We start from the raw sequence: 13,821 nt of genomic DNA, 5'->3' as shown, positions 1-13,821 counted from the left end.
GGCGGTATGGAATGGTGCGAGGAGCGCGGCAGGATGAAGGGGGGATCTGACGTGAGAGGATTTGGTTTCTTCAACGAGGAAGGTTTCGAAGTGATCATCTGGATCATCGTGATCGTTTTTCTCCTCGTTATATTTTTTGACGAAGGGATAGATTAAGATGAGTGGATATCGACCGGTTCGGCAATTGAATCACTATTACAAAACAAACGATGCTTTCAAGAAATGGATTCGTGCCAACGAGCAATGGTTCAAGCAAAATCCAGAGGTTTTTAACCAGATGCTGCGCAATCCGAAAATGGTCAACTTGTTTACGGATCTTATGATCATGAACTCGCCGCGCATTGAAAAGAAACTGAAGAAATGGAGAAGGAACCAACGCTGATCGACCCGGCATGCTGCCCAATCTAGCATGCCGCTTTTTATTTGAAACGCTGGCGGGTTCTGTTATAAAACCGGGATGACGAGCGTAGGGATAAGCATATACTGCTTGTTCGAAGAAAGGATGAAGCACAACATGGCACAAGTCATTTTGACGTTTTTCGTGGCTTATGGCATTGTGGTCGGCGGCGCTTTCTCAGGTGGGGTAGGCGCTTTTCTCACAGAGAAGCCTCCGCTGTTATCGATGGCCCAATTGGCTGACCAGCTCAAAATATGGGGATTGGTTGGGGCATTGGGCGGAACGTTTGATTCGTTTTTGCAGATTGAAAAAATACTGATGGGAAATTTGACACCTGTCTTCAAACAGCTCGTGATGATCGTCGTCGCATTCTTGGGTGCCCATATCGGAACGATTTGTGTGCATTGGCTGGTACAGGTGCGCTCATGAAAGTGATTCTTTGGAAGCGTTACCTCGCGCTTTTGCTCATGGGGTGCGTGTTGGGCGGAACCTTGATTTTATTTACATACGGACGCGAAATGGAGCAGATGATGCTGATCAAAAAAAGCTTGGAGCTGCAAAACAAAAAACTGTACGAGGAAAATCTGGAGCTGAAGCAAAATCAGCGGGTCTATCGCAAAAAGCAAGAGACTGTCATCGAAGACGTACGCGCCTCTGTACTCACTGCAGATCAGAAGCAGCCGCTTCATGCCACCATTGTGGTACAAGTAGTTGATCGCGTGGAAAAGGATCTCGCTTCGTTAAAAGGGAAGAAGGTTGAGCAGGTTGCCGAGGTCCATCAGGTCTTGCATGAAATGCTGCGGCGCCGCGAATATATTTTGTCTGATCGAACAACAGTGGAGGTACGAATCAAAACAGTTGTGATTAGTAGAACGTTGCATGTGTTCGTGACAGCGGACGTTATACCGGATGATGTTTGGCAAAAGATTGCGCGAAACTTTCTATTTCTTCCACCGTATATTTCAATATAGAATATCTGATAGCCAGATCATGTAGGTCTGGGTCGGTATAAAGGAGAGGCGAACGTATGTCCATGTTCAAAAAATTATTGGCTAGTGTAGGTATTGGCTCTGCGCAAGTAGATGCGCGTCTTGAGCAGGATTCACTCATTCCCGGAGATATGGTTAGAGGTGAGGTCCATATCAAGGGAGGAGATGTCGCCCAGGAAATCGACGAAATCTACATGTATGTCGTCACACACTATGAAAAAGAAATCAACGACTCTAAGACCAAGGAAGAATGCACACTTGTCAAATACCGTCTGTCTGAGCGGGTACAATTGAAACCGAAAGAGGAAGCCGTTCTGCCATTTGCTTTTCAATTGCCGTATGAGACGCCATTGACAATGGGGCGTCAACCCGTTTACTTGCGGACAGGTCTCGATATTAAAAATGCGATCGACCCAGGTGATTCCGATTTCATCGAGGTTCGCCCACATCCGTTAATGACCAAAGTGTTGGATGCTGTTCAACAGATCGGATTCCAGCTGTACAAGGTTGACTGCGAATACAATCGCCACCTTGGCCGCAATCATCCGTTTGTACAGGAATTTGAATTCCGTCCGACAGGGCCATACCGCAGTCGATTGGAGGAGCTCGAGGTAGTCTTCTACCTTCGCGATGGCGAATTGGAAGTTTTATTGGAACTGGACAAACGTGCGCGCGGCTTTATGGGGGCACTTGAAGAAGCGTTTAACCTTGATGAACGCTATGTTCGTTTCCGCTTAACGAATGCAGACATGAACAGACATACGCATGTCATTGCCGAAGCGATTGAAGCGCTCATTAAGAAGCAGCTTCGCTAGAGAATGATACCAAAAAGGCCTGACGGGGTGAAAATAACCACTCTGTCAGCCTTTTTTCTTTATGAAGGTCTTCTCGCTTTTCTCTCTACCCAAATTCCTGTACACAACCTTCTTTTTAATTTTTTGATTTGGATGTATAGGGCTGGATTTTTCTGACAATACTGTGAGCATGAAGAATCCAGAGGAGGATATTATTATGAATTTGTTAGAAAAAACGAGAAAAATTAATGTGATGCTTCAAAAAACAATGGGTGGCAGCGGAGTGGGCTTCCAAGATCTCGCAAGACTATTATCTGAAGTGATTTCTGCAAATGTTTACATCATTACCGCAGATGGCTCGATCCTGGGAAGTGGAATGAATCAGGAGATTTCCCTGCAAGAAGAAGGGCGTTCATCCACGCAGCTACAGGAAGGTGTAAATCAGAAGCTGCTAGAAGCTTCACAAACCTTGGCCAACGAGCCTGTGACCAGCCCGTACAGCCTTGTTCCAAAAGAGTTGAATTCGATTTTCCCGCAAATGATGACGACGATTGTTCCTATCAACGCAGGGGGAAGCCGCCTTGGCACACTCGTCTTGCTGCGTGCTTACGGTCAGTTTGAAACAGAAGATCTGATTTTGGGCGAGATCGGTGCTACTGTGATCGGCATGAAAATCGTTCGGCAGCGCACAGAACAAATTGAAAATGAAGTGCGTGACAAAACCTTTGCCAAAATTGCACTCTCGTCGTTGTCCTACAGTGAACAGATCGCGATTGAAAAAATTATGGAGCAATTGGATGCACGTGAAGGCTTGCTAGTAGCTAGCCAGCTGGCAGATCAAGCAGGTCTGACACGTTCGGTCATCGTGAACGCTCTTCGCAAGCTGGCAAGCGCAGGTGTGCTGGAATCCCGTTCGTTAGGAATGAAGGGTACCTATATCAAAGTGCTGAATGACAAATTCCCATCTGAATTGGCGAAATGGAAAACCTCATAATTTGCCACGAGCTACGAGAGAAGCTCTCCCTGAATGGGAGGGCTTTTGTTTATGAATCAACAAGTATAGCAGAAGCGATAAAACGTTCATAATTTAGCGATTGAACAAATGATTTTCTTCCCTTTATAATGTCCACAAAGGTTGAAACTTCAAAAAAATGAAAAAATAAAGTTTATACTTCAAAATCGAATGGAGGGTCTAAGAATGAAGGTGATTATTGGTGGGATTGCGCATGAAACGAACACGTTTTCCAATGTGCCCACGACGCTTGAGATGTTCCAAAGCTATGAGTGGGATTATCATGAAACGATTGTGAATCGCAATCGGGGCGTTCGCAACTTTCCAGGAGGGATGGTGGATCGTGCCGAAGAGCTGGGCATCGAGCTTTTGCCGACCTTTCTCACCTTTACGTATCCAGCGGGGACGATTTTGCGAGAAGCGTATGACCGGATTAAAAAGGAGCTTCTTGACACGATTGCTGCGACAGAAGGTGCAGATGCCATTTGTCTGGGGCTTCACGGAGCGGGGGTTGTAGAAGGAATGGATGACCTGGAGGGCGATATTCTGGCATCAGTGCGTCAGCTGGTCGGTTATGACATTCCCTTAATTGTTACGCTCGACCTCCATGCAAACATGACACAAAAAATGGTGGATGAGGCCGATGCGCTCCTGGGTGTTCACCTTTACCCGCATGTGGATTGCTATGAACGCGGGATGGAAGCGATCGATCTGGCGCACAAGATGGTTACGGAAGGGATCAAGCCGACCATGCATTTGACTCGACTGCCGCTATTGATTCCGACATCTGCTACTCATCATTCCCCGGCACGCGAAATAAACGAAGCCTGCTGGGCGTGGGAAAAGGAAGAAGGTGTCATCGACTGTGCATTCTTCCACGGTTTTCCGTACACGGACATTCCTGAGCTGGGCGTCTCCGTTTTGAGCGTGACGAATAACGATCAGGAGCTCGCCAAAAAAGTGAGCGAGGATGTCGCCTGTCTGATTTGGGAAAAACGGGATGAATTCGAGCTGAACATGCCGACTCCTGCCGAGGGAATTGCGATGGCACTGGAAACGGAAGGCATGCCCATCGTAATCAATGAGACTTCAGATAATCCAGGTGGAGGTACACCGGGAGACGGAACGCATTTGCTGCGGGCGATGCTGGAAGCCAAGCTGACAAATGCATGCTTTGGATTTATTTACGATCCCGAAGTGGTCCAGATTGCCCACCAGGCTGGAGTAGGTGCTACCGTACAACTATCACTGGGTGGAAAGACAGACTACCTGCATGGAGAACCCCTTGAAGTAACAGCCTACGTCAAAGCTTTGACAGATGGAAAATTCATTGCGACGACGCCGATGGGGCAAGGAGGACATGAGAATTTTGGCAAGTCCGTTCGCTTGCAAATCGACGGGGTTGATGTCCTGGTTTGCTCCGTGAAATCGCAAGTGCTGGATGAGCAAATTTTTCTGTTGCACGGGATGGACGTGACCAAATACAAGATCGTGGCCTTGAAATCAAGCACACATTTCCGAGCATCCTTCGAACCGATCAGCGCACGCGTTATTACCGTCGATTCGCCGGGATTGACGACGCTCAACTTCCGCTTCTTCAAATACGAGCGCGCCATTCGCCCGATTTATCCGTTAGACCCAGCCACAGAGTGGAACCTACATCAATTGACAAGGAAGTAGATGATCATGGAATCCGTACAGGAGCGCATTCGCAAGCATTATCCGGAATTGACCAACCAACAAAAACTCGCAGCCAAATACATTCTCGCCGAGCCGAAGACCGTTGCACTGCAACCAGCCAAAGTGGTCGGGGCATTGAGCGGCACAAGCGAAACGACAATCATCCGACTATCCTACGCTCTCGCCTACTCCGGGTACAGCGAACTGCAAAGTGAGATTCGCAGCTCCTTATTGGAAAAAGTCCCAAAAGCTGATGCCATCCACAGTTTTCGTACAGCAGCAGTGGAGATGAAGGGAAAACAAGACCTGATTTCTTATAACATGGAGCAGGATGTTGCGTATATTCGGCAAACGTTAGGGGAATTGCAAAAGAACCATCTTTTGCAAGCGGTTTCAAGTATTATGGCAGCCAAACATATTCTCGTTGTAGGGTTTCGCAGCTCCTATGCTCCAGCCCACTGGCTCGCCTTTACACTGAATGTCGTCAGAGGAAACGCGCATCTGTACAATGGGCCAGTTGATGACGTCAACTATTTGTTGACCCAGATCAATCAGGATTGGCTCGTGATCGCACTCTCCTTCCCCCGCTATACGAGTGAAACGATCCTGTTTGCAAAAGCAGCCAAAGAGAGAGGCGCCAAAATCATCGGGATTACAGACGATGAGCTATCTCCGATTGGGCCAGTAGCTCATCAAATTTTAAAAGTCAGCGCACCTGCTCCTACTGCCTTAAAAGGAATGACGGCGATCTTTTCCATGCTGAATATTTTGATTAGTGGTGTGGTTCAGGCTGATGGAGAACAGGTACAACAAAGACTGAAAGAATACGAAGAGACAAGTCGACAAATATACCCGTTTGCGGAAGGGACAGAAGTGTAGCGGCAATTGATAAGGGGGATGGACATGAAGATTCACAGGTGGAAGCAAGGGGCCTTGAGTGTATTTGTAGCAACGGCGTTGATTGCAGGCTGTTCCTCACAGCCGACCAATCAAGCGGGGAATGACACGTCGGCCAAAGGGAACACATTAGTCATCGCTTCCTTGACGGACCCAGACTCGCTGGATATGCACAAAACGAGCTGGCTGAGCATGGAAAACAGTCTAATATACGAGCCTCTGTTAACCCGTGATGCAACAGGCAAACTTCAACCGCGTTTGGCAGAGAAGTACGAAATCTCGCAGGACGGCAAGGTTTGGACATTTATCCTCCGCAAAGATGTCCGCTATCACTCTGGCGATCCAATGACGGCAGCATCCGTAAAAGATTCCTTTGACCGTTTGCTCACCATATCGCCTGTGAAGGGGCTTGCAGGTCCGATTGAAAAAGTGGAAGCAACAGACGAACATACGCTCAAGGTGCATTTTAGCCAACCGTTTGCCCCGTTTGTTAACGTCATTGTCGGTGGATTAGTCTCGCCTCTTGACGCCAAAAAGGCAAAAGAATTAGGGGATGGCTTCGCAGATAACCCATCTGCAACGGGGCCGATCATTTTTGACAAACGCGAGCGTGGTGCTTCACTCACCTACAAGAAAAATCCCGATTATAACTGGGGACCGGAGTACGCTGCCAACAAAGGTCCTCTGCAATTCGACAGCATGATGTTCCGGTTTATGAAAGACGACGATACGCGCCTGATGGAATTCAAAAAGGGTACGGTCCATGTGTTGTATGATGCGCCGCCGAACTCGGTTGCGGAGCTTGAGACACTGCCCGGAGTCAAGATTGAGAAAGTGATGGACATTGGAAACAAATACATCGCATTGAACAATAAGCACCCGTTGTTTTCAGATGTCCGTCTGCGCAAAGCAGTAGCCCTCTCCGTAGATCGCGATCCACTTGTTCAGGTAGCGTTGAACGGCTTCGGTAAGCCGGTCTATGGTCCTTTGGCACCCACGATTTATGGCTACAGTGAAGCGATTGAAAGCAAGGCAAAGCAGTTGTATACGAGAGATTTAGGCAAAGCCAAGCAGTTGCTAGCGGAAGCAGGCTGGACGGACAGTAATGGGGATGGCATCGTAGATAAGGATGGAAAACCATTGTCGGTAGAAATGCTCGTCTCTCAAGAGCCAGCATTTCAGCGAGCGGTGCAGATATTGCAGAGCCAGCTGAAAGAAGCAGGGATTGATATGAAAATTAGCGTGCAAGAAATGACAACCATCAAAGAGCGCATTTCGAAAAAGTCGTATGATATGGCTTTGATGTACTACGGCTGGTTTGATGCGGATATCTTGTACCTCATCTTTGAAAAGAGCAATTCAACAAGCCGTACTCATTACAACAACCCTGAATTGGATGTTTTACTGAATAAAGGACGTTTGGAAATGAATGAGCAGGCGCGTCTCAAGATTTACGAAGATGCACAGGAGATTTTGGTGAATGACATGCCGTGGGTTCCGTTATGGGTGAGCGAGACGGTGATAGCGACACGTGGTGTCAAAGGCTTTACGGTCAATCCGTACACGCAAAACATTACGTTGCATGATGTCACGCTTGAAAAATAGACAACGGAGGTGAAGGCATGCGCCGATATGTAATAAAAAGATTACTTTCCCTGGTGGGTACACTGCTTGGCGTATCCGTCCTGATCTTCTTGATGGTACACCTCATTCCGGGCGATCCCGCAACACAAATACTCGGACAGTTTGCAACACCAGAGGCCATCAGTCAAATGAGAGCGAAGCTTGGTCTTGATCAACCACTATGGCAGCAATACATGCGGTTTGTCGGAAACCTGTTCACTGGCGATTTGGGAACATCGTTATTCACTGGTGAAAAGGTATGGGATCAGATCATGAACCGTTTCCCGATCACCATGCAGCTTGCCATCCTTAGTGTAATCATTGCCGCAATATTCGGCATTTTGTTAGGCACGATTGCTGCCGTCAAGCAAAACACCATCATCGATCGGCTTGTGGTGCTTACCTCCTTACTCGGTATTTCGGCACCCGGATTCTGGATTGCCTTGTTTCTCATCTGGATTTTTGCTTACAAGCTGGCTTTGTTTCCGATTTCCGGCTATGAGGGGATTCACTCCCTGCTGCTGCCAGCGATCACCTTGGGCATGGCGGAAGCGGGGATGATCGCCCGTATGACCCGCTCCAGCATGCTGGAAGTCATCAAGCAGGATTACATGCGGACAGCCGAGGCCAAGGGGGCGGCACTTTTCCGAGTCATTTTGAGCCACGGTCTGCCGAATGCCATTATTCCTGTTGTCACGATGTTAGGCTTGCAGTTCGGTGCGCTCATGGCTGGAGCTGTGGTGGTGGAAACGGTGTTTTCTCTGCAAGGGATCGGCAGCCTGGCGATTGAGGCGATCAGTAAACGGGATATGCCGACCATACAAGGCATGGTGTTTTTCATGGCGTTGATTTTTGCCTTAACCAATTTGATCGTGGATCTCATTTACAGCCGGATTGATCCACGAATCCATTTCGACTAAGGAAGGAGCCGATGAATAGTGAACAGTAATCGTCCGGAGTCGTATTGGGGAGGGATGGGCAAACGGCTGAAACGCAATAAGACAGCAATGGCGGGTGTAGTCATCCTGATCGTCTTTACACTTGGATCGCTTCTTGCTCCAGTCGTTGCCCCTCATCCTGTCGAACAAATGAACTTTAACAGCCGATTAAGCGCTCCGAGTCTGACCCATCTTCTCGGAACGGATGATTTCGGCAGAGATATTTTTTCCCGTCTGTTGCACGGGGGGAGAATTTCCTTGCTGATGGGTTTGATAACGGTTGTACTTTCTACCTTGATAGGTGTAACGCTCGGTATTATCGCTGGCTATTATCGTCGTGTGGATCTGTTTATCATGCAGGGCATGGATATTCTCATGTCACTTCCTGCCCTGCTTCTGGCGATTGCTGTCATTGCGGTCTTGGGCCCTGGATTAACGAATGCCATGATCGCGGTAGTCATTGCAGTTATTCCGTCCTATGTGCGGGTCGTCCGCTCTGCGGTCTTATCCATAAGGGAGAAAGAGTACATTGAGGCTGTTCGCGCTCTGGGGATCAGGGACTGGCAGATTTTGCTGAAACATGTTTTACCCAATATTCTCTCCCCAATCATTGTGCTTTCCACCATTCAATTCGGTGTGAGTATTTTGGCTGCAGCGGCCTTGAGCTTTCTCGGGCTGGGTGCGCAACCGCCGATGCCTGAGTGGGGAGCCATGGTTTTTGTCGGCAAAGCATTCTTGAGTCAAGCCTGGTGGATGTCCATTTTTCCTGGATTGGCCATCATGCTGGTTGTCCTTGGCTTCAATCTGTTAGGTGACGGATTACGGGATGCATTCGACCCGAAAACGAGGTAATGGATGAAGGGGGGCACGAGCTGATGAAAGAGGTACTTTTGGAAGTAAAGGATTTACGCTTGCAGTTTAAGACGGATAAGGGTGAGCTGCCAGCGCTACAAGGCATTTCTTTTCAACTGAAAAAAGGAGAGACGGTAGCGTTGGTAGGCGAGTCTGGCTGCGGAAAAAGCGTGACGTCCTTGGCGATTATGGGACTCTTGTCCCGGGCGAACGCACAGATGGAGGGAAGCATTCGATTTCGTGATATCTTATTGAACCAGTTGAGTACTGGTGAACTTCGCAACATTCGCGGAAAAGATATCGCGATGATTTTTCAGGAGCCGATGACGTCACTCAATCCGGTCCATACGATTGGCCGACAGCTAGAAGAAGTGTATCAACTGCATACCGATTTATCGAAAAAAGAACGCCAAGCAAAAGCGATTGAAATGCTCAAAAAAGTGGGCGTGCCGAGGGCAGAAGACATCATGCGGGACTATCCCCATCAGCTATCGGGTGGGATGAAGCAGCGTGTCATGATTGCGATGGCGATGGCTTGCAACCCGGATTTATTGATCGCAGACGAGCCGACGACTGCACTGGATGTGACCATTCAAGCGCAAATTTTGGAACTGATGAACGATTTGAAGGAGAAAGATCATACCTCTCTGCTACTCATTACGCATGACCTAGGTGTCGTGGCTGAAATGGCTGATCGTGTACTTGTGATGTACTACGGGGAGATCGTAGAGGAAGCTGACGTTGCCAGTCTGTTTTCGCATCCAAAGCATCCGTATACGATTGGACTTTTACGCTGCATACCCGATCTGGATGAGGAGGAGAAGCTTCGCCTCGATCCGATTGAAGGCAGTGTCCCGCTACTGGGTGAGGTGACACAAGGGTGTGCATTCCGCTTCCGCTGCTCACAGGCCGAGGAGCGATGTTACAAAGAAAAACCGCCGCTGATGGCAACGGGCACAGGCACACAGGCTGTTCGATGCTGGCTGTACGAGAACAAGGAGATGGCGGTATGAGGGATATCTTGTTATCAGTAAACGATTTAAAGACGTATTTTCCAATTAGCAAAGGACTATTCCGCAATCGCGACGAAGTGATTAAGGCAGTCGATGGGGTTTCTTTCCAGTTGGGAAAAGGAGAAACGCTTGGGCTGGTAGGAGAGAGCGGTTGTGGCAAGTCAACGACTGGTCGCAGCATCATGCGACTCATTGAGCCTACGAGTGGAACGATTGAATTTGAAGGACAAAACATTACGGAGATGTCGGCTGCACGTTTTCGTCCACTCCGCAAGCGAATGCAAATCGTGTTTCAGGATCCGTATGCATCATTAAATCCACGGATGACCGTGCAAGGGGCTTTGGAGGAAGCGTTAGGCGTCAGAGATCCGCAGATGTCGGCGAAAGAAAGGCGCGATCAAGTAAAAGAACTGCTTCAGATGGTCGGGCTGAATGCTCAATACGCCACACGCTTTCCCCATGAGTTTAGCGGAGGGCAGCGGCAGCGGATCGGGATCGCTCGCGCATTGGCGGTGGAACCTTCATTAATCGTGGCAGATGAGCCGGTTTCAGCACTTGACGTGTCCATTCAGGCGCAGATCGTGAATCTTTTGCAGGATTTGCAGCAGCGTCTAGGCTTGAGCTATTTGTTTATTTCGCACGATCTAGGTGTCGTTCGCCACATCAGCGACAGAATTGCGGTGATGTATCTTGGACGAATTGTCGAAATCGCCAGTAAAAAGGATTTGTTTTTGCGCCCGTTACACCCGTATACAGAAGCGCTCATGTCAGCGGTTCCCAAAGCCAATCCGTTTCGGAAAAAGGAGCGAATTGTTCTTTCCGGGGATGTTCCCTCTCCGGCGAATGTTCCCGTTGGGTGTGCGTTCCACACCAGGTGCTCATATGCTACGGAAATTTGCCGCACAGTGCGTCCTGTCGCTACATTAGCTTCGCCGCAACATTATGTCGCATGTCATTTATATGGAATAGAAGGGATGAAGTACATTGAAAATCGAACGAATTGAATTGCAGCAACTACACATGCCACTTCGTTTCCGTTTTGAAACGAGCTTTGGATATACGACCATCAAGGAGCTCATTTTGGTCAGTGTATATGGAGAGGGAGAGGTAGGGCACGCGGAAAGTGTGGCGATGTCGGCCCCTTATTATAGTGAAGAAACGACAGGGACAGCATGGCACATAATGGAAAAGTTTATGATACCGAAGCTGTTTTCGAGTGAGATCGAGACCCCTGAGGATGTGGATCGGTTGTTTGCCCCGATTCGCCGCAACAACATGGCGAAGGCGGCTTTAGAAGGCGCAATCTGGGATCTATACAGCAAGCAGAAAGGAATCTCTCTCGCCAAAGCATTAGGAGGCGAGAAAGCTGTTATCGATGTAGGGATCAGCATCGGTATTGAACCGACTGTTGATCAAGTTTTGGCAAAAGTAGAGCGCCATCTCAGTGAGGGCTACAAGAAGATCAAGGTAAAGATCAAGCCAGGCTTTGACGTAGAGGTGATTCGAGCGATCCGCGAACGCTTTGGCGAGGGTGTCCCGTTGATGGCAGATGCGAACTCCGCTTACACAATGGAGCATTTGGATGTGATGAAGGAGCTGGATCAATATGGGCTGATGATGATCGAACAGCCACTCGCCCATGACGACATTATTGATCATGCCAAGCTGCAAAGGGAGCTGTCCACACCAATCTGCCTCGATGAAAGTATTCACAATGTGGATGATGCCAGAAAAGCGATAGAGCTAGGCAGCTGCGGCATTATTAATATCAAGGTGGGGAGGGTCGGTGGATTAACAGAGTCCAAGCGCATTCACGACTTGTGTCAGGCACACGACATTCCGGTTTGGTGCGGAGGCATGATTGAGTCGGGTGTTGGCCGCGCACACAACATTGCGATTACTTCTTTGCCGAATTTTACGATCCCAGGTGATACAGCCGCCTCCAGCCGTTACTGGGAGGAAGATATCGTAGAGAATGGTGTAGAGCTGATGGCTCCCGGTCAATTGGCAGTTCCAGATAGCCCGGGCATCGGTTATTCCCTGAACCAAAAGGCGATCGGCAACTATGTGATTCGCACGGAAAATTTCCGGCCTTAAACCAAAGCTTAACGAAAAAGGGGAGAAGGAACATGGCGGATTGGGTACAGTCGTTTGAGGAATACGCGCAAAAGCTGCTTGCAGAGACAAAAGTAACAGGAACAGCAGTCGGATTGGCAGAGCAAGGAGTGCTAAGGTATTTCCATGGCTTCGGTTTGGCAGACGACACAGAAGATGCAAAAGCATTAACCCTTGATACGGTGTTTGGCATTGGTTCCGTGACCAAGTCCTTTACATGTGTCGCCATCATGCAGCTTCAAGACGCAGGAAAGCTATCCGTTCATGATCCGGTCATCAAGTATCTCCCTGAGCTCCGCACGCCTAATGAAGCTTATACCCGGGAGATCACGATCCAGCATCTGATGACACATACCGCAGGTTTTCCTCCTTTGGATACATTAGCGGGTGCAATGAAAAGAAGCATTGTGGAGGGTGGGGATGACCTGTCCTCCAGCTCCGGTCTTGCTTTTGATCTCGATAAAGCGGAAGAGATCAATACAAAAGAAGAATTCATGGCCTATATTGGTAAGCTAAATTACGAGTTTTTAGGTGCACCTGGAACGGAATTTAGCTACTCCAACGACAGTTACGCCATGCTCGGACTGATTATTGAACGAGTGAGCGGGATATCTTACGAGCAGTTTGTGCAGGATCATATTTTGGAGCCTGCGGGGATGAAGAACAGTGCCTTTCTCGTCGAAGATTTGCCTGAGGAAGCTGAGGTCGCTACGCTATTCACGCGGAAAAGCCCAAAGGATGGCGGTGAGGTATACCGTTCCCCTTCATGGTGGGATTCACCATCGATGCGTGCGGCTGGTTTTCTGAAATCGACCATTCACGATCTATTGCGCTATACGGAAATTTTTAGAACGGGCGGACTGGTGGGCGAGAATCGCTTGCTCTCACCGGAGAGTGTGCAGGCTATGACGGAGCCTCATGTCTCCATTTCGCCGTTTCAAGCATACGGCTATGGATTGTTTGTAGCCAATTGCCATGATGGAACACTGATTGAGCATGGTGGAGCGATCAAGGGAGTGGCTGCACAAATTTTTGTTTTACCGGAGCGGGGCCTGACAGGAGCCGTACTGATGAACACAGATGGCGGGCCAATGGCCGATTTGATGCATGGCATTTTAAACGCAACCAATGGACGCTCTCCGAATACAGTGCCGTTCCAATATCCGGATTATGAAATTTCTGTAGAGGCACTCGCTGCATTTACAGGGGAGTACCGCTCGTCCGAAGGGGCTACTGTATCGGTAGAAATTGAAGAGAACGAGCTGGTAGCCAAGAGTAATGGAGCGAATATTCCACTTCGTTCAGTAGGAGAAGACAGCTTCGTCATGAAGCGGGGAGAAACGGATATGTTTATCCACTTCGTCCGTAATGAGGCAGGGGTAGTTACCCGGATGGGCTTTGGTGCTCGTCAGCTGATAAAGGTCCTTGCCGAAAAAGAACAAACCGTATAAATAGCAAAACGCGTACCTGCAAGAGCTCATGCTTGCGTGGTGCGCGTTCTTTCTATTTAT

14 protein-coding genes are annotated in these 13,821 nt (G+C 48.7%); all 14 read left to right on the top strand.

Annotation, left to right across the window (positions count from 1 at the left end; all coding sequences use genetic code 11):
- Window positions 1–157 precede the first annotated feature (157 nt).
- Window positions 158–382: a hypothetical protein gene (locus ODZ53_RS28075; RefSeq protein WP_015892387.1), complete on the top strand. Its 225-nt coding sequence runs from the start codon at window positions 158–160 to the stop codon at window positions 380–382.
- Window positions 383–514: 132 nt separating this feature from the next.
- On the top strand, window positions 515–826 hold the full coding sequence (locus tag ODZ53_RS28070) for a YtrH family sporulation protein (protein ID WP_199928109.1): 312 nt from the start codon (window positions 515–517) through the stop codon (window positions 824–826).
- Window positions 823–1,368 carry a sporulation membrane protein YtrI gene (locus ODZ53_RS28065; RefSeq protein WP_372681594.1) on the top strand — a complete coding sequence of 182 codons (546 nt, stop codon included), beginning with the start codon at window positions 823–825 and terminating at the stop codon, window positions 1,366–1,368. The genes ODZ53_RS28070 and ODZ53_RS28065 overlap by 4 nt, the downstream gene beginning before the upstream one ends.
- A gap of 56 nt (window positions 1,369–1,424) precedes the next feature.
- Window positions 1,425–2,201 carry a sporulation protein gene (locus ODZ53_RS28060; RefSeq protein ID WP_188069179.1) on the top strand — a complete coding sequence of 259 codons (777 nt, stop codon included), beginning with the start codon at window positions 1,425–1,427 and terminating at the stop codon, window positions 2,199–2,201.
- Between the two features lie 196 nt (window positions 2,202–2,397).
- Window positions 2,398–3,174 carry a GTP-sensing pleiotropic transcriptional regulator CodY gene (gene codY / locus ODZ53_RS28055; protein WP_372681592.1) on the top strand — a complete coding sequence of 259 codons (777 nt, stop codon included), beginning with the start codon at window positions 2,398–2,400 and terminating at the stop codon, window positions 3,172–3,174.
- 204 nt (window positions 3,175–3,378) lie between these two features.
- A complete protein-coding gene (locus ODZ53_RS28050; RefSeq protein ID WP_087346567.1) occupies window positions 3,379–4,872 on the top strand; it encodes a M81 family metallopeptidase in 1,494 nt (497 codons plus the stop codon).
- Window positions 4,873–5,751, top strand: a complete 879-nt coding sequence (locus ODZ53_RS28045) for a MurR/RpiR family transcriptional regulator (protein ID WP_082910071.1) — start codon at window positions 4,873–4,875, stop codon at window positions 5,749–5,751.
- A 24-nt stretch (window positions 5,752–5,775) separates the two neighbouring features.
- Window positions 5,776–7,374: an ABC transporter substrate-binding protein gene (locus ODZ53_RS28040; RefSeq protein WP_015892380.1), complete on the top strand. Its 1,599-nt coding sequence runs from the start codon at window positions 5,776–5,778 to the stop codon at window positions 7,372–7,374.
- Between the two features lie 17 nt (window positions 7,375–7,391).
- Window positions 7,392–8,312: an ABC transporter permease gene (locus tag ODZ53_RS28035; RefSeq protein WP_015892379.1), complete on the top strand. Its 921-nt coding sequence runs from the start codon at window positions 7,392–7,394 to the stop codon at window positions 8,310–8,312.
- Between the two features lie 15 nt (window positions 8,313–8,327).
- Window positions 8,328–9,182, top strand: a complete 855-nt coding sequence (locus tag ODZ53_RS28030) for an ABC transporter permease (protein ID WP_016742129.1) — start codon at window positions 8,328–8,330, stop codon at window positions 9,180–9,182.
- A 23-nt stretch (window positions 9,183–9,205) separates the two neighbouring features.
- Window positions 9,206–10,195, top strand: a complete 990-nt coding sequence (locus ODZ53_RS28025) for an ABC transporter ATP-binding protein (RefSeq protein WP_372681588.1) — start codon at window positions 9,206–9,208, stop codon at window positions 10,193–10,195.
- Window positions 10,192–11,199: an ABC transporter ATP-binding protein gene (locus ODZ53_RS28020; protein ID WP_372681586.1), complete on the top strand. Its 1,008-nt coding sequence runs from the start codon at window positions 10,192–10,194 to the stop codon at window positions 11,197–11,199. The genes ODZ53_RS28025 and ODZ53_RS28020 overlap by 4 nt, the downstream gene beginning before the upstream one ends.
- Window positions 11,180–12,292, top strand: a complete 1,113-nt coding sequence (menC, locus tag ODZ53_RS28015) for an o-succinylbenzoate synthase (protein ID WP_372681584.1) — start codon at window positions 11,180–11,182, stop codon at window positions 12,290–12,292. Before ODZ53_RS28020 ends, menC begins: the two co-directional genes overlap by 20 nt.
- A 32-nt stretch (window positions 12,293–12,324) precedes the next feature.
- Window positions 12,325–13,761, top strand: a complete 1,437-nt coding sequence (locus ODZ53_RS28010) for a serine hydrolase domain-containing protein (RefSeq protein WP_372681582.1) — start codon at window positions 12,325–12,327, stop codon at window positions 13,759–13,761.
- Window positions 13,762–13,821 lie beyond the last annotated feature (60 nt).

The organism is Brevibacillus sp. BD137, assembly GCF_041644655.1.
Taxonomy (GTDB): domain Bacteria; phylum Bacillota; class Bacilli; order Brevibacillales; family Brevibacillaceae; genus Brevibacillus; species Brevibacillus brevis_D.
Note: the sequence above shows the minus strand (reverse complement) of the source record. Positions and strands in the feature narration are given on the sequence as shown.